Annotated in this window: 23 protein-coding genes and 1 riboswitch; of the genes, 12 read left to right on the plus strand and 11 right to left on the minus strand. The window is 55.0% G+C overall.

What is annotated here, in order from left to right:
* The first annotated feature begins 73 nt into the window (after positions 1-73).
* On the plus strand, positions 74-1,774 hold the full coding sequence (locus tag H7846_RS08985; RefSeq protein ID WP_186691558.1) for a L,D-transpeptidase family protein: 1,701 nt from the start codon (positions 74-76) through the stop codon (positions 1,772-1,774).
* Here the strand turns inward: H7846_RS08985 and H7846_RS08990 are convergent.
* Both H7846_RS08990 and H7846_RS08995 read right to left on the minus strand, forming a co-directional pair.
* A complete protein-coding gene (locus tag H7846_RS08990) occupies positions 1,762-2,298 on the minus strand; it encodes an RNA polymerase sigma factor (RefSeq protein ID WP_186691560.1) in 537 nt (178 codons plus the stop codon). The genes H7846_RS08985 and H7846_RS08990 overlap by 13 nt on opposite strands.
* Positions 2,299-2,336: 38 nt before the next feature.
* Positions 2,337-3,059, minus strand: coding sequence for an HAD family hydrolase (locus tag H7846_RS08995; RefSeq protein ID WP_255460509.1), 723 nt, complete (start codon positions 3,057-3,059; stop codon positions 2,337-2,339).
* Positions 3,060-3,145: 86 nt separating this feature from the next.
* Between H7846_RS08995 and H7846_RS09000 the strand changes: the two genes are divergently transcribed.
* Together H7846_RS09000 and H7846_RS09005 are read left to right on the plus strand one after the other, a co-directional pair.
* Entirely contained in the window at positions 3,146-5,815 is a 2,670-nt protein-coding gene (locus H7846_RS09000; protein ID WP_186691562.1) for a hypothetical protein, read from the plus strand.
* 73 nt (positions 5,816-5,888) lie between these two features.
* Positions 5,889-6,299 (plus strand): hypothetical protein, encoded by a 411-nt coding sequence (locus tag H7846_RS09005; RefSeq protein ID WP_186691564.1) that lies wholly within the window; start codon positions 5,889-5,891, stop codon positions 6,297-6,299.
* Here the strand turns inward: H7846_RS09005 and H7846_RS09010 are convergent.
* The gene (locus tag H7846_RS09010) at positions 6,296-7,252 is read right to left on the minus strand and encodes a carbohydrate kinase family protein (RefSeq protein WP_186691565.1); all 957 of its coding nucleotides are present in this window, start codon (positions 7,250-7,252) and stop codon (positions 6,296-6,298) included. The genes H7846_RS09005 and H7846_RS09010 overlap by 4 nt on opposite strands.
* 145 nt (positions 7,253-7,397) lie before the next feature.
* Between H7846_RS09010 and H7846_RS09015 the strand changes: the two genes are divergently transcribed.
* Entirely contained in the window at positions 7,398-8,468 is a 1,071-nt protein-coding gene (locus tag H7846_RS09015; RefSeq protein ID WP_186691567.1) for an acyltransferase family protein, read from the plus strand.
* Positions 8,469-8,475: 7 nt separating this feature from the next.
* On the opposite strand, the gene H7846_RS09020 is transcribed toward H7846_RS09015, so the two are convergent.
* The 3 genes from H7846_RS09020 to uvrB all read right to left on the minus strand — a co-directional run bounded on the left by H7846_RS09020 (position 8,476) and on the right by uvrB (position 11,681).
* The gene (locus H7846_RS09020; protein WP_186691569.1) at positions 8,476-9,114 is read right to left on the minus strand and encodes a YdcF family protein; all 639 of its coding nucleotides are present in this window, start codon (positions 9,112-9,114) and stop codon (positions 8,476-8,478) included.
* Positions 9,111-9,545 carry a response regulator gene (locus tag H7846_RS09025; RefSeq protein WP_186691571.1) on the minus strand — a complete coding sequence of 145 codons (435 nt, stop codon included), beginning with the start codon at positions 9,543-9,545 and terminating at the stop codon, positions 9,111-9,113. Before H7846_RS09025 ends, H7846_RS09020 begins: the two co-directional genes overlap by 4 nt.
* 147 nt (positions 9,546-9,692) lie before the next feature.
* Positions 9,693-11,681: an excinuclease ABC subunit UvrB gene (gene uvrB, locus H7846_RS09030; RefSeq protein ID WP_186691573.1), complete on the minus strand. Its 1,989-nt coding sequence runs from the start codon at positions 11,679-11,681 to the stop codon at positions 9,693-9,695.
* Positions 11,682-11,721: 40 nt separating this feature from the next.
* On the opposite strand from uvrB, the gene H7846_RS09035 reads away from it, so the two are divergent.
* Positions 11,722-12,309: a histidine phosphatase family protein gene (locus H7846_RS09035; protein ID WP_186691575.1), complete on the plus strand. Its 588-nt coding sequence runs from the start codon at positions 11,722-11,724 to the stop codon at positions 12,307-12,309.
* Here H7846_RS09035 and H7846_RS09040 read toward each other — a convergent pair.
* Together H7846_RS09040 and H7846_RS09045 are read right to left on the minus strand one after the other, a co-directional pair.
* On the minus strand, positions 12,245-13,576 hold the full coding sequence (locus tag H7846_RS09040) for a voltage-gated chloride channel family protein (protein WP_186691577.1): 1,332 nt from the start codon (positions 13,574-13,576) through the stop codon (positions 12,245-12,247). The genes H7846_RS09035 and H7846_RS09040 overlap by 65 nt on opposite strands.
* 12 nt (positions 13,577-13,588) lie before the next feature.
* Positions 13,589-13,655, minus strand: a riboswitch (Fluoride riboswitch).
* A 30-nt stretch (positions 13,656-13,685) separates the two neighbouring features.
* On the minus strand, positions 13,686-14,918 hold the full coding sequence (locus tag H7846_RS09045; RefSeq protein ID WP_186691579.1) for an FAD-dependent oxidoreductase: 1,233 nt from the start codon (positions 14,916-14,918) through the stop codon (positions 13,686-13,688).
* A gap of 68 nt (positions 14,919-14,986) precedes the next feature.
* On the opposite strand from H7846_RS09045, the gene H7846_RS09050 reads away from it, so the two are divergent.
* Positions 14,987-15,697 carry an HAD family hydrolase gene (locus H7846_RS09050; RefSeq protein WP_186691580.1) on the plus strand — a complete coding sequence of 237 codons (711 nt, stop codon included), beginning with the start codon at positions 14,987-14,989 and terminating at the stop codon, positions 15,695-15,697.
* Between the two features lie 447 nt (positions 15,698-16,144).
* Here H7846_RS09050 and H7846_RS09055 read toward each other — a convergent pair whose 3' ends face one another.
* From H7846_RS09055 to lexA, 3 genes are all read right to left on the minus strand, one after another.
* Positions 16,145-16,996, minus strand: a complete 852-nt coding sequence (locus H7846_RS09055) for a DUF4097 family beta strand repeat-containing protein (protein WP_186691582.1) — start codon at positions 16,994-16,996, stop codon at positions 16,145-16,147.
* 197 nt (positions 16,997-17,193) lie between these two features.
* Positions 17,194-18,402, minus strand: a complete 1,209-nt coding sequence (locus tag H7846_RS09060; RefSeq protein WP_186691584.1) for an efflux RND transporter periplasmic adaptor subunit — start codon at positions 18,400-18,402, stop codon at positions 17,194-17,196.
* A gap of 316 nt (positions 18,403-18,718) precedes the next feature.
* A complete protein-coding gene (gene lexA, locus H7846_RS09065) occupies positions 18,719-19,324 on the minus strand; it encodes a transcriptional repressor LexA (protein ID WP_186691586.1) in 606 nt (201 codons plus the stop codon).
* 226 nt (positions 19,325-19,550) lie between these two features.
* Between lexA and H7846_RS09070 the strand changes: the two genes are divergently transcribed.
* The 6 genes from H7846_RS09070 to fliE all read left to right on the plus strand — a co-directional run bounded on the left by H7846_RS09070 (position 19,551) and on the right by fliE (position 23,198).
* Positions 19,551-20,309 carry a response regulator transcription factor gene (locus H7846_RS09070; RefSeq protein WP_186691588.1) on the plus strand — a complete coding sequence of 253 codons (759 nt, stop codon included), beginning with the start codon at positions 19,551-19,553 and terminating at the stop codon, positions 20,307-20,309.
* A 7-nt stretch (positions 20,310-20,316) separates the two neighbouring features.
* The gene (locus H7846_RS09075) at positions 20,317-20,544 is read left to right on the plus strand and encodes a hypothetical protein (protein WP_186691590.1); all 228 of its coding nucleotides are present in this window, start codon (positions 20,317-20,319) and stop codon (positions 20,542-20,544) included.
* Positions 20,541-21,782: a sigma-54 dependent transcriptional regulator gene (locus H7846_RS09080; RefSeq protein ID WP_255460510.1), complete on the plus strand. Its 1,242-nt coding sequence runs from the start codon at positions 20,541-20,543 to the stop codon at positions 21,780-21,782. Before H7846_RS09075 ends, H7846_RS09080 begins: the two co-directional genes overlap by 4 nt.
* Before the next feature lie 175 nt (positions 21,783-21,957).
* Positions 21,958-22,317 carry a flagellar basal body rod protein FlgB gene (locus tag H7846_RS09085; protein WP_186691592.1) on the plus strand — a complete coding sequence of 120 codons (360 nt, stop codon included), beginning with the start codon at positions 21,958-21,960 and terminating at the stop codon, positions 22,315-22,317.
* A 3-nt stretch (positions 22,318-22,320) separates the two neighbouring features.
* Positions 22,321-22,815, plus strand: a complete 495-nt coding sequence (flgC, locus tag H7846_RS09090; protein WP_186691594.1) for a flagellar basal body rod protein FlgC — start codon at positions 22,321-22,323, stop codon at positions 22,813-22,815.
* A 65-nt stretch (positions 22,816-22,880) separates the two neighbouring features.
* Complete coding sequence (gene fliE, locus H7846_RS09095; protein WP_186691596.1) at positions 22,881-23,198, plus strand: flagellar hook-basal body complex protein FliE; 318 nt, start codon at positions 22,881-22,883, stop codon at positions 23,196-23,198.
* Positions 23,199-23,262 lie beyond the last annotated feature (64 nt).

Genomic DNA, 23,262 nt, shown 5'->3' on the forward strand with positions numbered 1-23,262 from the left:
TGGTTTAATGGGTGCGATGCCGGATCATGACGAATCTTTGAGGCGCTTTAACCTTCGGTGTGTACGTACGCTCGTGCCGTTTCTCTTAATGCTTTCGGGGGCGGCAGGGTGTTCTTCACAGAGCCAGAACAATACACCAAGATCAGCACAGACGCAGACATCTACGCCTAGCGCGGCGACGGTTAAGGTTCAACCGCAGGTTGCGGCGGCTCCGGTACAGGTATCCGAGAAGTTTGCGGCAAGGGTGCGTGAGATCGGCGCCGCAGGACGACTGGATGAAATGGAGCGTTCGAACTTCTCCGATTACAAACAACACTTCATCGCGACCTATGAGGCGACAGGTTACGCTCCACTATGGTTGCAGGCTGATGGATTAAGTCCGCAAGGCGAAGGAGTAATTAGGGCGTTGGAGCAGTGCGACCGTAAGGGGTTGGATCCGAAGGACTATGACTCTGCAAAGTGGCCACAGAGAGTAGAAGCGCTGAAAACAAGCGCTGATGCGCAGAAGGCAGATTTCGATGCGGCGCTAACGGTGGCGACGATGCGTTACATTTCAGACCTGCACATCGGGCGTGTGAACCCGAAACATTTCAAGTTTGGAATCGATGCCGCAATCAAGAAGTATGATCTGCCACAGTTTTTAAACCAACAGGTGATTCATGCTGCGGATATTCAGGAAGTACTGGCGGAGGTAGAGCCTGCATACAACGGTTATCGTCGAACAGAGGATGTTCTAGTCCATTACTTGGAACTGGAGAAACTGGGCGACGGCGCCTCTGTTCCGGCCGTGACGAAGGGTGTTGGTGCGGGAGACGCATATGTTGGCGTACCTGCGTTAGTAGCTCGTTTGCGTCTGCTGGGAGATATGCCGGCTGGAGGCGCGGTACAGGATTACGATTCTTCGGTTGCCGATGCAGTAAAGCATTTCCAAGTGCGGCATGGCCTTACTCCGGATGGGAAACTAGGGGCAGCGACGGTGCGGGAGCTGAATGTCCCGATTGCCAGTCGAGTGCGGCAGCTTGGGTTTGCGTTGGAGCGTTGGCGATGGATGCCGCCTGATTTCCCGCATCCGCCAGTGGTTGTGAATATCCCAGAGTTTCGACTGCGCGCCTTTGAGGAGGGCCAGAAGATTGCACTGGCGATGAATGTTGTAGTGGGCAGAGCTGCGCCGACGCAGACGCCAGTGTTCACGGATAACATTCGTTTCATCGTTCTGCGGCCTTACTGGAATGTGCCGATGAGTATTGTGCGGTCGTCGGTGATTCCGGGGATTCAGCGCAGCGGGACAAGCTATCTCACTCGGCAACGTATGGAGGTATCAGGTGGTGGAGGTGATCTGATCGCGGGACTACGCAGCGGGCGCTATACGGTGAGGCAGAAACCGGGTCCGCAGAACTCGCTGGGATTGATCAAGTTTATGTTTCCGAACTCGTACAACGTGTATCTGCACAGCACTCCAGCGACAGAACTGTTCTCGCAGTCGCGGCGCGACTTCAGCCATGGATGTATCCGGCTGGAGAAGCCGGCGGAGTTGGCTGCGTTTCTATTGCGAAATCAGGATGGGGGAAAGTGGACGACTGAGGCGGTTCAAAAGGCGATGGATTCCGGCCCTGACAATCGGACGATCAATCTTCAGGCGCCGGTTCCGGTGCTGATCCTGTATGCGACCGCAGTGGTGGCGGAGGATGGATCGGTACACTTTTTCGACGACATCTACGGGCACGATCGCAGGCTGAATGATGTGCTGAAGAAGGGAACGCCTTATCCGTGGTGACAGGAGCAGTCCTGGCATCCGGCCTGGGCGCAGACGCCACAAGTATGGAGTAGCTGTTTGTGCAGAGCACGACGAGCCCGGTGAGCCCGCACAGCAGCATTGCCGGTGGTGATTCCGGAGCGTTGCGCGAAAGAGTCGAGCGAGGTTTCCGCTAGATCGACCTCGCGGAGGACTTCACTATATGTCGGCTGAATTTTATCGAGAGCACCATGAACACAACCACAGGGGGTTGCAGGAGCTAGGTCAACGGAGTTGGCAGGGGGATCAATTTCCGGGGTCCATGACTCGAAGGTACGCTCTTCGACGGCGTGATGGCGGTAGTGATCGATGACTGCGTTGCGCAGGATGCGGAAGAACCAGGCGTTCGCGGAGTCATTGGACTGAAGAGAAGCTGCCTGTGAGACAGCGCGGATATAAGCTCCTTGCAGAATGTCTTCAGCGGTAGCGTGATCGTGGACACGGCGTTCGACGAAGGCAAGAAAACGGCTTCGCTGCTGCGTCAGGTCGGAGATCACTTCCTGCATGGTTATTAGATGCTTGGGGGCGGCATTTGGTAGCGAATCTAGAAATGCCGGAGGAGTTCGGAAAATCCAGTCAATTCGAGTAGATGCTGCCCGACAGGAGGCTGATTGACGGTTTCGTGTTCCAGTACCCAGGTAAAGCTGTGGGGAATAAAGACAGCGTGAAGTCCTGCACTGAGTGCGGGGTTGATGTCGGAGCGAGGGCTGTTGCCGATCATCCATGTGCGAACGGCGTCACAACGGTGATTTGCAGCTAACGCGAGGTAGGCTTCGTTGTGTTTTTCTGGAAGGACTTCGACGGCGTTGAAGTGAGACGCAAGTCCTGACCGTTGCAGCTTGCCGGTCTGTTCTGTGTGATCGCCTTTGGTGACAAGGATGAGGCGATGACGTGTCGATAGCTCTGCGAGGGTTTCGGAGACATGAGGGAGCAATTCGATCTCGTGCTGATCGATGGCCTTGGTGAACTCGAGGATCCGATGATGCTGTTCATTTGTGACAGGAGAGCCAGAGATTTGCTCGAAGCAGGCGATTAGTGAATGTCGGAAACTGCGTAGGCCATATCCATGTGCAGCGATAGTGGCATGCTCGCAGTGATTGAGGTGTTCGCGGATCTCGACAGGTGTATGGCGCTTGTGATCGAGATAGGAGATGAACGAGGTGATTGCCCGTTCGAAATAAATGTTGTTCTCCCAGAGCGTATCGTCAGCATCAATCAGCAGAGTGTGTCCTGGAGAGCAGCGCGAAAGTTGCAGAGCGGATTTCACTTCTTGATTATAAGTGAGCAAATTCTTGCGATGTTAGAGCAACAAGAAGATGGATTCCGCTGTCTATTCTGAGTATGGGAAACCCTATGTCTTTGAAACTCGTCGTTTGTATCCTTGCATTGAATCTGGGAGTTACTTGTTTAGGGCAAATTACGCCCTCCTCCAAACGAGAGCCTGAGACGGAGAGAAATCCCGCTCCTCAGGCTGTAGCGGAGAGAGCACAGGTGCAGGCCGTGTCTGCTCTTGTCCAGGGACCCGAGGATGAAATTGTTCCATTGAGCTGCGTTGCAGCCATTACCTCTTTGAACATTGGAAAGAATGTCGTGACATTCAAGGGAATGAATCGTCTGGAGCCTTCACAACAGGTTCGCATCTCGAAATTGAATCATGCGACCTATCTGAATGACGTAACGTTGACGGTCACCTCCGCAACGCCATCGAGCTTCAGCGCAGCCTTTACTCATTCTGATGTCGATTGGATGACAGATTTAGGAACAGCACTTCGCACGGATTGCATTATTCCGACGAGTCTACGCAGCGAACAAAAGGTCGACATCGTCCATAACAATTTGAATTATTACCGTCGACATCTCTCCACTGACATGAGCCTGTTCAGTTATGACTCTTTCTTTCCTATGGAGCAGGATGCACGTTACAGCCTGATGACCTTCAATCAACCAAGCTATAGCTGGGGAAACCATGGCGGATGGGGAGTCCAAAAAGGCACCAACGAGGAGATGACCTTCAATAGCCGTGGTATTGCGCAAACCAAAAATCTGTGGTGCTACAAACATGCTACGGGCGACATAGCATGCGGGGATTATGTGTATGGCTATACAGATGGAGGGGCCACTGCACAGTCTGACGAAGGATTCACGATGGACACACGTGAAGGCGGCGAATCGGATCGGTACTTCCACGGGAAGGCTGGTGAAGGCGCAACGGCAGGAACGACAATGCTGCCGGTAGTCTTTACTTCTGGCCAAGAGGCGACGACCGATGGAGCGTTTCTCCTGGATATTTCAAAAGGTACCATCGCAGGAACCATCAGCGGAGCGGATTCCATCGTAGATGGAACCAGCGTTCATATTCTTCCGGTTACTTTGCGCGGAATAGAAAAGCTACCCGCATCCACTGGAATGGGAATTATTCAGACGCCTCTTCCTGTGGTTGCGGTTGCGAATACTCCAGAATCGATCACGCTGGAAGTGACCTTGAAGAGTGGATCGTTCCACACTGGAGTAGCGTGTCTTGCCGGAGGATGGTATCCGGAGCAGGTGACTGTGACGGCGGCGGAGAGTTCACGGGGAGGGGTGCAACGCATCACGGTTGTTCATAAGAATCCGAACCCCACGGCAGTGACCGATCCAAATAATCCTTCATCGTTATGGCAGGGTGGACTTTGTGGAAACTATCTTAGCCTCGACCGTAACCTGGCACGGGATGGATTCAGGACCAGCTATCCAGTCGTGGGGGCCACCGATTCCAGTCATGTTGCGTATGTGTGGAATGTCAATGGTTCAGTCCGCCAGAATGGAATCAGGATTTATGCTTCTGCGACGTCTCTGAAGAATTTGGTCAGGAAAAATGGTGTTGTTACAGCAGATTTTTCTTCACCTAATTCTCCCTACATCTACAACCGGGCCCCATCGGTCGTAATCGCAGGCGCACTAGACACGAGTTTTAATGGAACGATTCTCTCGCCGGTTTACAGCAATGGACAGAACCGATCGCTGAGCTGGAAGCAGCTGGGGCCGGATGCCAGTGTAGCTTCAGCGACGATCGATCTTCCTGCAAGCTCTTATGGATTTCATCTTTATCCAGGTGCAGAGATCCTGGCTCCAAAAACAGCCAACGGAGTTTTGCTGGAACCGAATACGGTGCAGTGGCAGCCGGGAGACGCAATTGAGAATCCTCACAATCCAAGTTTCAATATGCATTTTCGTATGAGTGCGGTTACCCAGCATACGCCTCCGAGCGGAGCAGATCCGCACGCCGAGCTTTGGGGATTTTATGGTGCGGGTATCTCTGAGAACTTCCGCCCTGCAACGTGGGTCAATAACAATCCATGCACCCTCTATGTCGGATGCGGAGGGACGTTGGAGCCGATTACATGGACCATCCATCGGGGGCCGTACTCGATTCTTCACCGAGTGGATAGTGCTCCGATGAATGGAGGCATCCTTTTCCGTATCGGTTGCGATTCGCAGGGATGCGACCATCCTGTGCCTTACGCATTATTTCAAATGCAAAATGGAAGTATTCTTTATGACCCTGCGACGAGTACAGTGAGCACTGCCCGGCTTGCCGTTCAGGAGGCGAAGTTCAACAAGGTTTCACTCCCTTCGATGCCGGATGGTTCGTATTGCTTAGGCGTGGCGAATCATGAACTCGTTCCTGTGAGAGGCCAAGGTTCTGGATGCGTGACTGGGCCAACCGCCAATTCATCTACAGATGATTTGGCTACGATTACAATCGGAGACGCGAATGCAAAAGGAAGTGCGAACTGCATGAGTGGGTACCGCTGCACTGCAAGCCGTGGTCGCGTAAGTGTGATGGTTCAACCAGGAGTATCGATAGGAAAAATTGCAAGGGTGAACGTAAAACTTGCAGTAGGGCAGATCTGCACCGCGACACAGAATGGCGGAAGGGCATTTCTCGGAATTGGTAGTGGTGCGGAAAGTTCGAGCGGCTTCGATATTACGGCAGATGGAATCGTGCCTGGAAAGGTTGTGGTGGATTACTCCTGCCGATAGTCCGAAGCGAGCGTCCTGAAGGTTCTCTGGCAGGTTCTTTTCGCAGTGCAGCGATGGCGATACACTGCAAATCATGGCTGCTTCGATGTACATCGTCGTTGAAGGTGAAGACCCTGGATTCGATATCTTTGTGAATGGGAGGGCGCTTGCGCGCAATGAGGATGCGGTCGAGAAGCTAGCTCTGAGACTGGGTGTCCGGCCTTTGATCGAATTCTTTTCCGCGGACGAGAACTCGATGTCTCTTCTTATTGAAGAGGGGGCTGGAAACAGAGATCTTCTGAATCGGCTGCCACCTCCGCAGTGGTATTCGGCCAGCGATGGTTTGGCGACTGTAGATGCCCTGATCAATGCATTGGAAGGCGAACCTCAACAGCTTGGCACTGAGGGCGAGCAGGTTTTTGGAGAGTTACTGGAGTACCGTCGCGTACTGCGAAAGGCCAAAGACAGGAATGCGCGCTGGCATCTGGCGGTGAGTTGGCGTTAGTCTGCGACGGAAACAACGGATGAGATCGGTTCGGCAGGATACCGCTCCCCAGCTTGGGCCAGAGACGCGATTGCATCCACGGTTTTGATTCCTCCACGGGCTCCCACGGCGGTGCAGTTCAGTGCAGCGGCTGCACAAGCAAAATCGAGCTGCTGTTCCAATGGCCATCCTTGCAACAGACCATAGATAAAGCCAGCGTGGAATACGTCTCCTGCTCCGGTGGTGTCGGCCACCTGAACACGATAGGCCGCCGCATGATAGAAGCGGTTTCCATCGAATGCCAGAACACCATCGTGACCGAGTGTCGCGGCAGCCAAACGACATCCATAACGTGAATGCATTTGCTGTAGAGCCGTTTCGAGTGAGCTTTCTCCAGTCAGACGCGTGGGAAAATCGCGGCTCACGATCGGATAATCAATGTTTTCGAGAAGTTGCTCGATTCCCGGATAAAGTTCATCAAGATCGGCGATGACGGGGATGCCGGCCTCGCGCGCCCATTGTGCCGCCTGGATGGCTGCGGCGGTGTCCCAGCCATCGACATGGAGAGCGCGAGCATTGACGATCCATTCGCGGTTGAGTTCGCTGGGATGGAGAGAAAGAGCGTCATCGTGACGATGAAGGACCGTGCGTTCTCCGTCGGCGTCGACAAGAATGAAAGATTGCTGGCTGGCGCACCCTGGAACAGAGAGAAGGTGAGCCTCTACTCCAAGACGGGAGAATTCGTCACGATGAAGAGCTGCGGCATTATCGTCGCCGATCTTACCGACGTAACGAGTGCTGAGTCCCCATTGCTGGCAGGCCACGACAGTCGAGGCGGTCTGTCCTCCGGGAAGGGTCTTCGTGCTGCCAAATTCGATCTTTGAGCCAGGAGAAGGGAAGCGGGGCAGAGGAATTACAGTATCCGTCGCGTTCAAGCCGACGCCGACCAGGTCAACCTTCGACGTTTTCGTCATCTTTTCACTGTAAATGAAATGACAGTACTCCGGGGGAATCTGAGTCACCGCAGATCTCCCGCTGAAGTGGCATTCGTGAAAACAGGGGTGCACCAGTAAACTTGCATTAGCCACGATTACGGCTGGGCATAATGGAGACTAAACATTGAAACATATTTCCAGCCTTGACGGGCTGCGAGGAGCTGCTGTCCTTCTTGTCGTCTTTTTTCATTATTTTCCCAGAAATCATGCAGGTGCTTTGAGTCAACTAGCCTCAATTGGCTGGGTCGGAGTGGACATATTTTTTGTTCTTTCGGGTTTTTTAATCACCAGCATCCTGTATGAGCAGCGCGGAGCCAAGCACTATTTCCGTAATTTCTATATGCGGCGAGTGCTACGGCTATCGCCTTTGTACTATTTCCTATTTGTCATAGTGCTGCTCAGTACGCCAATATTGCATATCCAATGGCGTCCGCTGCATTGGGCCATGTTGTTTTACGGTGCAAACCTTGTGCTTCCCATAGATAGCTCCCTGGGGCTTATTGGCCCATTCAATCTGTTTCATATCTGGAGCCTTGCAGTCGAAGAACAGTTCTATCTGATCTGGCCATGGCTTGTCGGTTTGCGGGTATCGGAACAAACGCTAAGAAGGGTTTGTATTGCTGGTATATTGCTGGCTCCTCTTTTAAGGTTCGCTTTATTGCACATGCACGTCGAGCCATGGTGGATCTACCAGAGTCTTCCCACACGCATGGACTCTCTATTGATGGGAGCATTACTCGCGCTGATACCGTTACCTTCTTTGCGGCAGGCGCGGACAGCTGGGGGAATTGCCATATTGGTCTTCGGAATATCAGTCTGGCTGGGGCATTCTGCCTTTTTTCTTTCGCGCTCCATTCAAGGCATTGGCTACAGTGCATTTGCGTTGCTATCTGCTTCAACACTGGTGATGGGGTTGCATCCTGCCACACTGGTGAGTCGTATATGTTCGTGGAAAGTGCTGCAATTCTATGGCCGATACAGCTATGGTCTGTATCTTTGGCACTACTTCCTTTCACAGCCGTACGGTCTACTTAAGGGATGGGTCGGAAGTAAAATCCCCTGGGTTGGGCTAGCGGGGATTGTCAGTTTTATTCTTATATTGTTGGTGTCGACAACGATTGCAGTCATTAGCTATCACGCTCTGGAGCTTCCATTCCTGCGCTTGAAGTCAAGATTCTCCTCGGCACAACATTGAAGACCCCTTACGCATGAGCGGGCAAAAAGCGTGATGAAGGAAAGCTCAGAAAGCGGAGCTGGAGGCAGCGCCATGCCTCAACCGTATTGAGAATGATCTTGTGGTAGATAGCGTACTCTGGGGGCCATTTGGACGGATGAGTGCGCCAGTCGATGGAGAGAGCGGGCTGACGTTTGTTGAAAGCTAGCAGGATCAGTTCGGTTCGACCGAGATGATAGGGGGAACTCACGACCTCCGCCGACGACCAACCTTGTTGATGCATGATCTGGGCAGAGTAAAAGATGTTCTGGATAGTGTTTTGCGAGCGATCTTCTTCAACAATCGCTGAAGGAGGAACTCCCTGGGACGCAGCGAACTGGGCCATACTATGGGCCTCGACGAAATGATTGTGCGCAGCTCCTCCGGTCATGATGATGCGGGGTGCGATGCCTGCCTTGTATTCACGGACGCCCTCCAAAACCCGTTCCCGCTGTTCGGGGGATGGCGTTCCGTCTAACTTCGACGGAGTGCCGAGAACGACGATGGCATCAAAGTGAGTTGCCGTGGTGTTGTGCTGCGGCAGGGTAAAAAAGTTACCGTAGAGGACGAGCAGAAAGACCCACACGGCGAGGAAGAGAGTAAAGAGCGCCTGGCGAAAAAGTTTCACGCCATTAAAGTAACAGAGCGGTTAAGGTCGGCGTCAGGTTCAAGAATGTTATGAACCTCTGAAAGAAGCTGGGGGAGTGAGAACGGTTTGGGTAGAAACCTCCATCCATGAACCTGCATCTGATCCATCTGCACGGAAGAGACGAGCACTCCCGAGATGATAAGGATCTGAAGGGATGGCCGCAGGGCCTTCAGTTCGCGGGCTAGGTCCAATCCAGAACGATGAGGCATCGAGAAATCGGTGATGACCAGATCGATGTCCGTGGATCGACGGAAGATCTGTGCCGCGCGGTCAGGATTTCCACACGCGTAGACGGTATAGCCCTCGTGTTCGAGAAAGGTACGCGTCAGGGAGCGGATATCCGGGTCGTCATCTACGATGAGGATTTTTCTGGGGGACCTGCTCGGGGCAAATGAAAGCTCAGGGTACATTGCAACATCTTTTCCTGTTCGTCTTCTCTTCGATTGGATGCGCGAGCAGGCTCTTCGTTGCCTCCATGCTCCTTCGATTCATCTGATCTTTAAGACGTCGGTCTGCTGTGGAAGTAAGCGTAAATTTCCGTTCAATGCGTGGCCAGATTAACTGAACAAGAACTCTTTTGTGCGAAGCTCCTTAACGGTGTCGCGCAATTTGGCGGCCTTCTCAAATTCGAACTTCTTAGCGGCCTCACGCATCTCGGTCTCAAGCCTGGCAATGTAGGTGTCCAGTTCTTCCTGGTTGGCGAACTCGGGCATCTCGTCGGTCTCTTCGGTGAGATCGGCGTAATCGGCCTTCAGGATTCCAGCAAGCGCCATATCGGTGGGCCGGATGATGGACTGCGGAGTAATGCCGTTCTCTTCGTTATAAGCCTCCTGGATTTCGCGTCGACGATTGGTTTCGTCGATGGCGCGCTGCATGGATTCTGTCATCGAATCGGCATAAAGAATGGCACGGCCTTCGAGGTGCCGTGCAGCGCGGCCGATGGTCTGGATGAGTGAGCCTTGAGAGCGCAAGAAACCCTCCTTGTCGGCATCGAGAATGGCGACAAGCGACACCTCGGGAAGGTCGAGTCCTTCACGTAGAAGATTGATGCCAATCAGAACGTCGTACTCGCCTTTGCGCAGATCACGAAGAAGCTTGATGCGCTCGAGAGTTTCGATCTCAGAGTGCATATAACGGCAGCGCACGCCAACCTCGGTGTAGTATCCGGCAAGATCCTCAGCCATACGTTTGGTGAGGGTGGTCACAAGCACGCGTTGGTTTTTGGCCGCCCGTTCGCGAATCTCAGCAAGAAGATCGTCGATCTGTCCTTTGACGGGACGGATCTCGACCTCGGGATCGGTGAGTCCGGTGGGCCGAATGATCTGTTCGATGACCACGCCTGCGGATTTGGTGAGTTCGTAGGGGCCGGGTGTCGCCGAGACGTAAATGATCTGTCCTGTACGGGCTTCGAACTCCTCGAAGCGCAAAGGGCGATTGTCGAGTGCGGAAGGTAGGCGGAAGCCGTAGTCGATGAGGTTCTGCTTGCGAGAGCGATCACCGTGCCACATGCCATGAAGCTGCGGGACCGTGACATGCGACTCGTCGATAAAGATGAGATAGTCGCGCGGGAAGTAGTCCAGCAGAGTCGGCGGTGGCTCGCCGGGCAGGCGGCCGGACATATGACGCGAGTAATTCTCGATGCCGTGGCAGTAGCCGACGGACTTGATCATTTCGAGATCAAAGCGGGTGCGCTGGTGGATGCGCTGCGACTCGACGAGGCGGCCTTCTTTTTCAAGCTGGGCCTCCCAATCGAAGAGCTCGGCGAGAATCGAATCGATGGCTGTGGCCTTACGCTCGGGCTGCACGACGTAGTGCGATTTGGGGTAGATGGGAAGCCTCGCATACTTCTGCTTGACGGTGCCGAAGAGCGGGTCGATCTGCGAGAGCGAGTCGATCTCGTCGCCAAAGAGCTCGATGCGATAAGCGTTCTCGTCGTAAGTTGGATAGACCTCGATGACGTCACCCCGAACGCGGAAGGTTCCACGACGGAAGTCGACATCATTGCGGTCGTAGAGGATCTCCACCAGACGCCGGGTGATGTCTTCGCGGCGGACGCGCTGGCCTTTTTCGAGCATAAGGAGCATGCCGTAGTAGGCTTCCGGCGAGCCGAGGCCATAGATGCAGGAAACGGAGGAGACGATGATGCAGTCGCGGCGCTCGAAGAGGGAGCGCGTGGCGGAGAGGCGGAGCTTGTCGAGCTCCTCGTTGATGGTGGCCTCTTTCTCGATATAGAGATCACCGGAAGGAATGTAGGCCTCGGGCTGGTAGTAGTCGTAATAAGAGACGAAGTACTCGACCGCGTTGTGTGGAAAGAACTGCTTGAACTCGTGATAGAGCTGCGCAGCGAGCGTCTTGTTGTGTGCCAGGATGAGTGCGGGCCGGTTGACCTCGGAGATGACCTTGGCCATGGTGAAGGTCTTGCCTGAGCCGGTGACGCCGAGCAGGACCTGGTCTTTTTCGCCGGCATGAAGTCCAGAGACGAGTTCACCGATGGCGCGGGGCTGGTCGCCCTGCGGCTTGTAATTGGTCGTTAATTGAAAATCCATCACCCCATAAGATAGTGGAAGAGAGGTGGAGGTTGCGAAAATGAGTGAAGGAACTGAGTTGTGGCTGATCCGCCACGGCGAGACGGAGTGGAGTCTGAGTGGGCAGCATACCAGCCGCACCGATATCCCATTGACAGATCATGGCAGGAGGAGAGCGGAGGAGCTCAGGGATTACCTGAAGGGGACGACCTTCAACGCAGTTTTTGTGAGTCCGATGCAGCGCGCCCGGGAGACCTGTGCGATCGCCGGCTTTGGCGATCAAGCTGTGATCGACGATGACCTGAAGGAATGGGACTACGGCCTCTATGAGGGGAAGACTACAGCGCAGATCCGTGCCGAGGTTCCGGGATGGAGTGTGTGGAAAGACCCGATCATCGATGGTGAGAGCGCGGAGCAGGTGGGTGCGCGGGCTGACCATGTTATCGCGCGGGCGTTAGCGACATCTCCCGCCGGGGGAAAGGTTGCGCTCTTTGCCCATGCACATATTCTGCGGATTCTTGCTGCACGCTGGGTTGGGCTTGGGGCGCGGCAGGGTAGTTTGTTTGTCCTGGGGACGGGCAGCGTCAGTGTGTTGGGTTGGGAGCGCGAGACTCGGGTGATTGCGTCCTGGAATCGCGGCTTCGAATAGGGTGTTTGCGTGCGCTGAGTCGCTGCGCACGGTAGATGCCATGATGTCCGCTGAAGAGATAGCTTGCCACGCAGGCGATTGCTGCAAAGGCTCCTGCCTCGGGACCGAAGAGTTCCAGCGCCATCAGGCTACCAGCAATAGGAGTGTTGGCGGCGCCTGCAAAAACGGCGACAAATCCCATTGCAGCTAGAAGAGAAGACGGCAAAGGAAGGATGCTTGAGAGGGCGTTTCCCAGCGTTGAACCGATAAAGAACAGCGGGGTTACCTCGCCGCCTTTGAATCCTGCTCCAAGGGTGAGCGAGGTGAAGGCGAACTTTGCTGCGAAATCGTAGCGCGGCAGGTGTTGCGAGAATGCCGCCACGATCGTCGGGATGCCAAGGCCGATGTACTTTGTTGTACCGATGGCGAAGACAGCGAGTGCGACGAGGATGCCGCCGGTGAACGGGCGTAGTGGTGGGTACGGAATCAGGCGTCGAAAAATACCTGCGATGGCATGTGTGCTCCTGGCGAAGAGCAGAGCGGTCAGGCCGAAGGCGATTCCTGCCGTGATTGCCGACAAAATGCTGGCGGGGTTCAGAGATGTTGTCTCGGTGACGGTGTAGATCGTGTGGTGCACACGCCAGAGATGAGTGGTGTAGTCTCCCGCAAAGGCCGCCAGGAAGCAGGGGAAGATGGCGTCGTAGCCGACGTTGCCTATCGTGAGGACTTCGAGTCCAAAGACAGCACCAGACAGAGGAGTTCCGAAGACTGAGCCGAAGCCGGCACTGATACCGGCCATCAGGAGAGTGCGACGGTCGTGCTCTCCGAAACGGAAGGGGAGACGGCGGAGCAGGCGGGTGAGTTGATCGGCAAGTGCGGCGCCCATTTGCACAGCTGTGCCTTCGCGCCCGGCGGAGCCTCCAAAGATGTGGGTCACGATGGTTCCGATCAGGATCATCGGAGTCATCCGGGCTGGGATGGTTCGACGCGGGGCATTGCGCGTACTGGAGATTTCTGTGTGGATCTCGTCGAGGATCAGGTTATGTCCGCCTTCAACGGAGCGTCCAAAGTAGTGGTAGAAGAGGCCGATCGCAAGACCAGCGACGGGAAGCAGGGCGATGATCCAGGGATGCGATTCCCGGGTTTGCGTCGCCCAATCGAGACTGAGGAGCAGTGCCGCTGAGGCTGAGCCTGCAAGGATACCTACTAGAACGGCAAGGATAAGCCAGCGAAAAATGTGGCGCAGAAGACGGAGTTGTTGAGAGAAGATTCGGGCGATTGCGGGCATAACTCTCCTACAAGATATGTAGGAGTCATCAGCGCTTTTTAGACGCGGTTAGAGGCGGTACCCCATCGCCTTCAGGATGTAATCAGGTTAACAAGGCTGCGGCAGATGGTCAAAGAGTTTGTGCGTGAGTTCGGATATGTTGGGGTTGAAGGCCCATTCCGATAAAACGCGCAGTGAGGTATTTGAAACCGGGGATACGGGTAAGAATTCGCAGCGACAATGGGAGCTTCATCGGACCGGAGTCTCGCAGGGCGTGGTCGAGGATGCCGTGGGCGAAGATCTGGAAGCGCTGAGTGTAATGCACTGCCTTCTGGCGATACAACTGGACCTGCTGAAGATCATGCTGCGTGAGGGAATTGGATTGCAGCGCCTCAGTGAGGATGTTTGCAGTGGCGACGGCATCCTGCAGGGCGATGTTGATGCCGATGCCTCCGACGGGAGACATGGCGTGTGCGGCGTCTCCAATGCAAAGCAGGCCTGGTGATGACCACTGTGCCAGATGATTTACCTGGACGGTCAGGAGTTTGACCTTGTCCCAGGAGTCGATCTCAGCGACGCGGTCGCTAAGGAAAGGAACGACTCGTGCGATGCGTTGCTGGAAGGCATCGAGTCCTTGTTGCTGGATCTCCGCAAAGCCGTTTTTCGGGATCAGGAAAGCCACCTGGAAATAATCCAACCGATTGATGAGCACCATGAATGTCCCGTAGTTCGCATAACCAAGTCCGTTTTCAGGGTCGGAGGAGTGACGGGAGAGGCGGAGCCAGAGGACATCAATAGGGACTCCTTCTTCGACGAGGGGGAGGTGTGCTGCCTGCCGTGAGATGGCATGCCGTCCATCGCAGCCGATGGTGAGGGTCGCGGGAATCTCGGCTGAGCCATTGGGCGTGTTTGCCAGAACACCGGTCGTAACGCCATCGTTCTTCATCAGGCCCGTTGCCTCCCAGCCCATGCGGAGGGTGAAGGTAGGAAACTTTGAGGCCTCGTCAGAGAGGAAGTTGAGGAAGTCCCATTGAGGCATCAGGGCGACGAATTTTGCATGGGTGGGCAGGTGGGCGAGGTCAGCAATGGTAACGATCTCATCTCCGATACTGGCCGAGGCCTGAGTGATCCTGGAGTGGCGGATCTTCAACAGATCTTCCAGAAGACCGAGTTCGTACATCAACTCGAGCGTCGAGGGATGGATGGTGTCACCGCGGAAGTCGCGAAAGAAGTCCTGGTGCTTTTCGAGCACGGTGACTTGAATGCCGGAGCGGGCGAACAGGTAACCGAGCATGATGCCGGCAGGGCCTCCACCGACGATGCAGCAGGTGGTCTTCAGCGGATTGTTAGAGGCAGTTTCCATGGCTCGATGAGGGTAACAACGGGCTTTTCCAGGGTCAAAGCATTTGGGCTCCACGGTAAGCTGGATATATGACAACTGCGGTGCCTCGTTTAATTGTGTTCGACCTGGACGGAACCCTGATCGACTCACGAAAGGATCTTTGTAACTCGGTGAATGCGATGCTGGTCCACCTGGGAAAACGAGCTCTTCCCGAGGAAGTGATTGCCAGCTATATCGGCGATGGCGCCTCGATGCTAGTGAGGCGGGCGCTGGGCGATCCCGAGGGCGATGCGCATGATGAGGAGTATGTCATCGAGGCTGTGAACTACTTCCTCGAGTATTACCGGATCCACAAGCTGGACTTTACTTACGTCTACCCAGGCGCGATGGAGGCCCTGGCGGCGATTCGGGCTGCTCGGCCTGAGGTACTGATGGCAGTGTTGACGAACAAACCGGTTAATCCCTCAAGAGCGATCTGTGATCACTTTGGAATTTCGTCGTATATGTTCCAGAACTACGGGGGCAACAGCTTTCATACCAAAAAGCCTGATCCGCATGGATTGAAGACACTGATCGCTGAAGCTTCAGCGATTGCCGGATCAGCGATCACTGCAACCGAGACCCTGATGATCGGGGACACGGATGTCGATGTTCTAACAGCGAGAGCCGTCGGCGCGGTTTCGGTAGGGTGCAGCTTTGGGCTGGCTCCAGAACGATTGGCAGCGGCTAAACCGGATTTTATGGCGAGCTCTGCGATGGCGTGGCTGGAGGCCGCCGGGGTCCCCCTCCCCCTATCTTAATCGTGCAAAGTATTCGAAATATGTGGTTTAACCTCGTACCTCCTTGTACCTCACCCAAAGTTCTAAAAAGAAAAAGTGCCTCGAAGATCGAGGCACTTTATTTTCAGACTAATTCAATTATAGAGGTTGGAAATGGTCGAATTTGCAGTGTGGATGTGGTTTGGTTTGAGTGAGTTGAGGGGTTTTGGGGCTTGACAGAGTTAACCCCAGCGGCTGAAGCCGCTGGGGTGATGTGCTTTTCGCGGCAGAGATGCCCTTAACAAGGCGGTTCGCGTTATCGGGCGTTGCCTGGTACTCCGTGGATGCGAACAAACGCAGATCCTTCGACTCGCTCTGCTCGCTCAGGATGACACTTTTCCTCTCTATCCAGGAATAAAACCTTACATGGCTGTTCTTAGAATCGACGCGATCCTGTTCCTTCGCGCCGAAGGCGCTATCCGCGAAGGACTAACGGATGGTGATGTCTCCAGAGCCGGTGTTGGCGCGGATGGTAGGCCCGCCGCCGTTGACCGAGCCGCTGATGTGGTGGCGATTGAGGCTACCCTGCATGGTGATAGGCTGTGCAACGCTGACGCTTCCGGAGCCAGTGTCGGCCGAGAGATTAAAATGAGCTCCATTGCCGAGGGCAAGCTGGACGTTTCCAGAGCCGGTTGAAATCTTCCAGTCGGAGGTAGGCTGGCCGTCGATCTCGATATTTCCGGATCCGGTAGAGGATTTGAGCGCACCCGAGAGGCCACGGAGAACGATGTTTCCAGAGCCAGTCTCGGCACGGACATCACCAGGGGAAGTCTGTTGAAAGTCGATATCACCCGAACCGGTGCCAAGTGTGGATTGGCCGGCGATTCCTCGGGCGCGAATGTTTCCGGAGCCTGTCTGAGCTTTGAGAGTAGCACCGACATTCTGGATCTCCATATCGCCAGAGCCAGTGGTGGCGGCGATGTTGGTGGAACGAGGAAGGGAGATGTCGTAATCGATGGAGATGTTGCGGAAGAGGTCGTTGGAGTGCCGCTCGCCAATGGTGATGTCATTTCCGTTCTGAACGATGGGCGGGTTATCGACAATCTGCCGGACACGTGATTCAGCATCCGAGCCAAACCATCCGGAGTTGGAGTGGACGTGGCCGATAATGTGGACCTGCGTGTCGGAGCCGGGCTTGATGTGGATGTTGCCGGAGCCCGTGGCAACCGAGACGTTCGGGGAATTACTGACGTTCAGTGTCCGTTCAAAATTGCCTTCGGCGGCGTAGGCGGCGGTAGCGGCGATGAGGATTGTTGTTGCAAAGAGATGGCGGACGTTCATGGATGGCCTCCGTTACGGGAGAGGTTACGCGGAAGGAGAAGGATTGGTTCCATGATTTTTAATTCCCTCACGCTTTTGTGCTGTACGCGATGTGTGTCCGTGTCGTGAGACACACGGCACCTGGCAAATGGGTATTCCTCGACTTCATGTTTCCGCGCTTCACGAGGAATGGCCCGCCAAATGAGACGTGCCGTTCGCTATTGCTGGAGGATAACGGTGTCGCCGGCGTTGAGTCCGGAGAGAATTTCGGTTCGGGTGCCATTGGAGATACCCGGCTTGATCGCGACTTTGCGACGACCGTTTTTCATCTTTGAGTCCGGCACTTCGACGGATGCGTTGCGGTCCTTGTCATAGACAACAGCCTGTTCGGGGACGGTCAGAACGCCCTTATGTTCGTCGAGGAGGATCTCGGCGTTGGCAGTCATATTGGCCTTGAGCTCGCCACCGGGATTATCGATGGAGACTCGGACCTCGAAGGTCGTGACGTTGTCTTTTTCGACGCCGAGGGGAGCGATCTTGGTGACCTTACCGAGGAAGGTTTTGTCTTTGAAGGACTCGACCTTGATGCGCGCGGGCTGGCCCATGTAGACCTTGCCGATGTCGGACTCGTCGACTTTGCCCTGGACATAGACCTGGTTGGTGTCCCCAACGGTCATGACAAGGGTTGCAGTGGAGCCCATGACAAGGATGGAGCTGACGGCATCGCCAAGTTCGACGTCGCGGGAGAGCACGACTCCATCCATGGGGGAGACGATAGTGGTGTAGCTGAGCTGTTCCTCGAGTTGCTTGAGAGAGGCTTGCGACTGTTTGACCTGAGCTTCGGCCTGGTGAAGTTTAGAAGTGTCGACTGCAATCTGGGCGACAGCTTTATCGCGCATATTGGCTGCAGCAAGATATTTTTGCTGAGCGTCATCGAGGGCCTGCTGAGAAACGACGCCATCTTTGGACATCTCCAGGGCTCGCTCGTAGGTGTGCTTGAAGTTGGGAAGGTCGGGGGCTTCGGCATTGACTTTGTCGTACTCAATGGCTGCCTGGGCGGCGCGAGCGTTGGATTCGGCAGCGATAAGCTGGGCCTTCTGTGCGTTGACCTGAGCCAGGATCTCGACCTCATCGAGTTGGGCGAGATCCTGGCCTTGTTTTACGTGCTGGTTGATGTCGACGTAGAGCTTGGTGACGATACCGGATGCCTTGGATTTGACCGAGACCTTGGTGATGGGTTGGACTTTTCCGGTTGCAACGACGGAGCGGGCGATATCCCCTTTTTCGACCTTGGCGAGCTGTGAGGGTTCGAGCTTAGCGCTATTTCCGCGAGCCGCGACCGCCACGCCGAGAATGACGGCGACTACCAGACCCGCCAAACCGGTCCAGAGCCAGATTTTGCGCTTTTGCTTTCGTTGTGTAGCCAAGGTCAATGCTCCCGGTGTTTCCAGTGATAGTCCTGCTCGGAGGTAAGTTACGCACGGAGTCACGATCCGGTTCCGTGAGTTGAGGAAAAGTTCTGGGTCAGCTTGCCCTTTTAGACGTATGGAGTTACCGGCCGGGAGAGAAAAGATACGGACAGATGGTAAATAAACGAATGCATGGAAGACAAAAAATGGGTCATGAAAATTGGAGGTTTTTACGAAAGTTCGGGGCAGGGGTGAGAAGCAAAAGCAAATGTGGGAATTTCTCCACTTAGCTGCTGCATAGCTCAGAATGACTGGGGGAGGAGATGCGATTTCGTCAGGCGTATTTGCGCAGGACGCCGAGGACCTTGCCCTGAATACTGACGCTGGCGGCGGGAGCAAAGATGGGGGCCATCTCGGTGTTGGAAGGTTGCAGACGGATCATGCTGCCTTCATGGTAGAAGCGCTTTAAGGTGGCGTCAGTGCCATCAACCAAAGCGACAACGATCTCGCCTTCGCGGGCGGTACGGGTTCGCTCGACCAGAACGTAGTCGCCGGAGACGATGTGCTCGTCACGCATGGAGTCGCCGCGGACTTCGAGAGCGAAGACCTCACGGTTGCCGATGATGTCGCCCAGGGAGATGCTCTCCGCAGTTTCAATGGCCTCAACGGGGCGGCCAGCGGCGATGCGTCCGAGGAGCGGAAGGCGATCGGCCGCTCGTCTGCTGCTGCGCGGTGGCAGGACATCGATGGAACGGCTGCGATTATGGGCGCGTTGCAGCAGTCCTTTATTTTGCAGGTTGGTCACGTGTTTATGAACTGTGGCCAAAGAACTAAGGCCGAGGCCGGAGGCGATCTCTTCGTAAGAGGGGGAGTATCCATTCCTTTGCGTGAAGGAGGAGAGAAAGTCGAGAACCTCTTTTTGTCGCCGTGTGATAGCCATGCCGGAATTGTAGCGAATAAAAAGCGAATTGCAAGCTACTTTCTTGATGCGGGCTGGCAGAGAGGTGTTTTAACAATTTTCCCGTTTTGAAAATCAAGATGCAAAAACATGCACATGAGACTTGAAAGCCTCGGGGAGATACACCAAGGTAATAAAACACCGCAGGTGATCAAAGGCGAACGGCGAAGGTTTTCAGCCGGGGACTGGTCTGCGAAGGAGAACAGAGATGCGGGTTTTGATTGTGGATGATGATGCTGCCTTGGGGTTATTTCTGCAGAAAGGACTGAAGCTGGAAGGGCACGAGGTGGAGTGGGTGGGAGATGGTCAGGCTGGACTGGAGCAGATGCGCGAGTGTCGTCCGGACCTGGTGGTGCTGGACCTGAGTCTTCCGAAGCGGGATGGGATGGAGGTGCTGGAGGAAATGCAGGGGAGGCTCGACGGCACAGCTGTGTTAGTGCTGACGGGGCGAAGCATGGTGGAGGAGCGAGTGAAGTGTTTGAACCTTGGAGCGGATGACTGCTTGCTGAAACCCTTCAGCTTTCATGAACTGACGGCTCGGTGTCGAGCGCTGTTGAGGAGAAAGGAACGGTTTGCCGATCCGGTGGTCCGCTGTGGAGAGGTCGAAGTAAACCGTATGGAACGCCGGGTGATACGAAATGGCGTTGCGGTGGAGCTTACCGGGAAGGAGTTCAGTCTTCTTGAGTATCTGGTTCAGCGCCAGGGTCGTTGTTGCAGCCGAGCTGAGCTGTTGGAACGGGTTTGGCAGATGTCTCCGGATGCGGGGACGAATGTGGTGGATGTGTATGTGAATTATCTGCGTAAGAAGCTGAACGCCGCCGCGGGTTTGCGAGAAGGCGGTATCGACTCTGTGATCGAGACGGTTCGCGGAGAGGGATATCGCATATGCGCCAATCCCATGACGGAGAAGAAGCAGATGGCAAGGGCAGAAGTTTTGATGATGGGTGCAGCCTGGGCGGGGGCGTAAGGAAGAGATGCTTGCAGAGAAGATGCTGGAAGAGATGGATGATTTGCTTCATGCGCTGTGTCAGCCGTTGACTGTGTTGCAATGCAGGCTGGCGCTGGGAGAGTTGAGTGGCGAGCCTTCCGCGATGCGGGCTGCGATTGGAGCGGCCCTAGGAGAGTGTGTCCGGTTGAATGAGAGGGTGGGAGCGATGCGAGAGGTGTTGCAGGCCGCAGAAAGGCATGGGGGCCAAGGATGATGGTTGAGGGAGCTGTGATCGTAGATGCTGGGCGTTCGGCATCAGCATGGTTGGGGACGAAAGCCATCCGCAGGATCGTGCTGGCAAGCGCAGATGCAGGGCTTCGAGAGAGATTGAAGAGATCTCTAAGCGGGATGCGATGGGAAGTCTATGAGGCCACGGGCGGAGCAGAAGCGATGGCGAAGATGGATGTCGTACAGCCCGAGGCTCTGTTGGTCGATAGCTGGTTGCCGGATCTGGAGGTGGGTGAATTTGCAGTGCAGGTTTCTGCGCTCTATCCGGAGGTCGACATGGTGCGGATCGATGGAAGCGCAGAGGGGCGGGCGAAGAGTCCTCGGCGGAATGAGCTGCTGCACGCATTGCGTGAGGCGCAGGATGTTTCGGGAGGAGATACGGCGGCGTGGAATGCGGCTCCTATGGTAGTGCCGAGTGGGTTTTGTCTGATGAGCGAACCTGTTCGCCGGGCCGAGCCGACTTTGGCATTGCCGGAGATGGTGGGCGAAAGTGCTGTGATGCGCGAACTGTCGAGATTGATACGGCTGGTGGCGCCGAGGTCGACGACAGTGTTGATTGAGGGAGAAACAGGTTCGGGTAAAGAAGTAGTCGCCAAAGCGATCCATCGTTTGAGTGATCGTGCGAGTAAAGCTTTTGTGGTGTTGAACTGTGCTGCGATTCCAGAAGCTCTGTTGGAGGCAGAACTGTTTGGACATACGCGTGGCGCGTTCACCGGAGCTGTTCAGTCACGCACGGGGCGGATTGAAGCAGCACATGGAGGGACGCTCTTTCTGGACGAGATTGGGGAGATGCCGCCGGCGTTGCAGGCGAAGATGCTGCGCTTTTTGGAGTGCGGGGAATTGCAGCGAGTAGGAGACAATGAGTCGATCCGGGTGGACGTGCGCGTGATTGCGGCGACGCATCAACCGCTGGAGAAGAGATCAGAAGAAGGAGCGTTTCGCCTGGATCTTTATCATCGCCTGGCAGTGTTTCCGATTGAGGTTCCTGCGCTGCGAGACCGCATGGAGGATCTTGAGTTGCTCGCAGAGCATATTCTTACGCAGATGGGACAGAAGATGCCGCGCAAGAAACTTTGCGGGGCGGCCATGTCGCGGCTGGGAGAGCATCGATGGCCAGGAAATGTTCGTGAGCTGATGCATGTTCTGGAGCGGGCGACGATCCTGGCAGGCGATCTGCCGGAGATCAGTGCGGAGGAGATTCGCTTTCACAAGGCAACGAGGTAGTTGTTCGTTGGAGGGCTCTGCTCGCAGAGCCTACATCGACTACCCGTGTCAGTAGATACCTGAAACCGACAAACTGTAACTCCCAACTTTAAAAGTTCATTCACTTAGAGCGCTCTCATTCGAGAGCGCATTTTTTGGCGAGTGAGGTGCATAAGAAAAGTCGGAGGTTTTGCAAATGCAGGTGACGACTCCTTTGAGTGATGCGCTGGCGCGCTATCTGGATCTGACCACGCAGCAGATGAAGTTTACGGCGGAGAATATCGCCAACGTCGATACGCCGGGATATAAGACGAAGGGCTTCGACTTTGAGCAGGAGTTTGCGCGGCAGTTGGATCTGTCCGAAGTATCGAAACAAGTTGGGGTGCAAGGTCAGGAGGTTGACGGACTGGTATCGCGACCGGACGGAAACAATGTGTCGATGGACCGCGAGGGTGTGCAGATGGCGAAGGCGCAATTGCAGTTCAAGTTGGGAGTGCAGCTCCTGAAGAACGAGTATTCGACGGTAATGAGCGCGATTCATGCGGAGGCGAAGTAAGCGATGAACCTGTTTGGCGTGATGGATGTGAGCTCTTCAGCGCTGAAGGCCGAAAGAGTACGAGCCGAAATCGTAGCTTCGAACATGGCGAATGCGGAGACGACGCGAACTTCGGAGGGCGGTCCATATCAACGGCATCATGTGGTCTTTGCAGCAGAGGAAGAAGGTGGATTTCAACATTCGCTGGTGAGCCGCTTAGTTGGAGATGGCTTGCCTTTGCATGGAGTTTCACTGTTTGGAGAAGGGCTTACGGAGGCAAAGAGTACGCCGGGAGGAGTTGCAGTCGCAAGCGTGATTGCTGACAACCGCGCGCCGTTGCGGAGGTATGACCCACAGCATCCGGATGCTGGACCGGATGGATATGTAGCGTACCCGGACATCAATCCGCTGACGGAGATGGTGGACCTGATGGGTGCGACGAGATCGTACGGGATGAACGCTTCGGCGGTGCAGGCAGAGAAGAACATGGTGTCATCCTCGCTGGAGATTTTGAAGTAAAGAAAATAAGCAAAACTTTGTCAGAGATGAAGTCAAACGAGGCTCTTGAAAGGTAGAAGATGAGCATGGTGATGGGGAGTACAGTTGCAGCGGCAACAGAGATGAATTCTAAAGCGCAGGGGTGGAAGTCCAGCGGCGATACCGGCCAGAATGCATCAATGACGACGCCCTTTGCAGGATTGTTGAAGTCGATGGTTGAGCAAACATCCAGGCTGGAACAGCAGGCTTCGGCTGCTGTTACAGGGCTCCTCAATGGTGAGGGAGGTGATATTCATCAGGCGATGATTGCAACCCAGAAGGCGGATATGGCATTCGAGCTTGCATTGCAGGTGAGAAATAAGGCTGTGGGCGCGTATCAGCAAATGATGAATATGCAGTTTTAGACGGTGAGCCTCGGCGCGTCCAGCAAGAACGCTCGTGTCGCGCAAGTGCATTGAGGATTGCCAA

This window comes from Edaphobacter sp. 4G125 (assembly GCF_014274685.1).
GTDB lineage: Bacteria > Acidobacteriota > Terriglobia > Terriglobales > Acidobacteriaceae > Edaphobacter.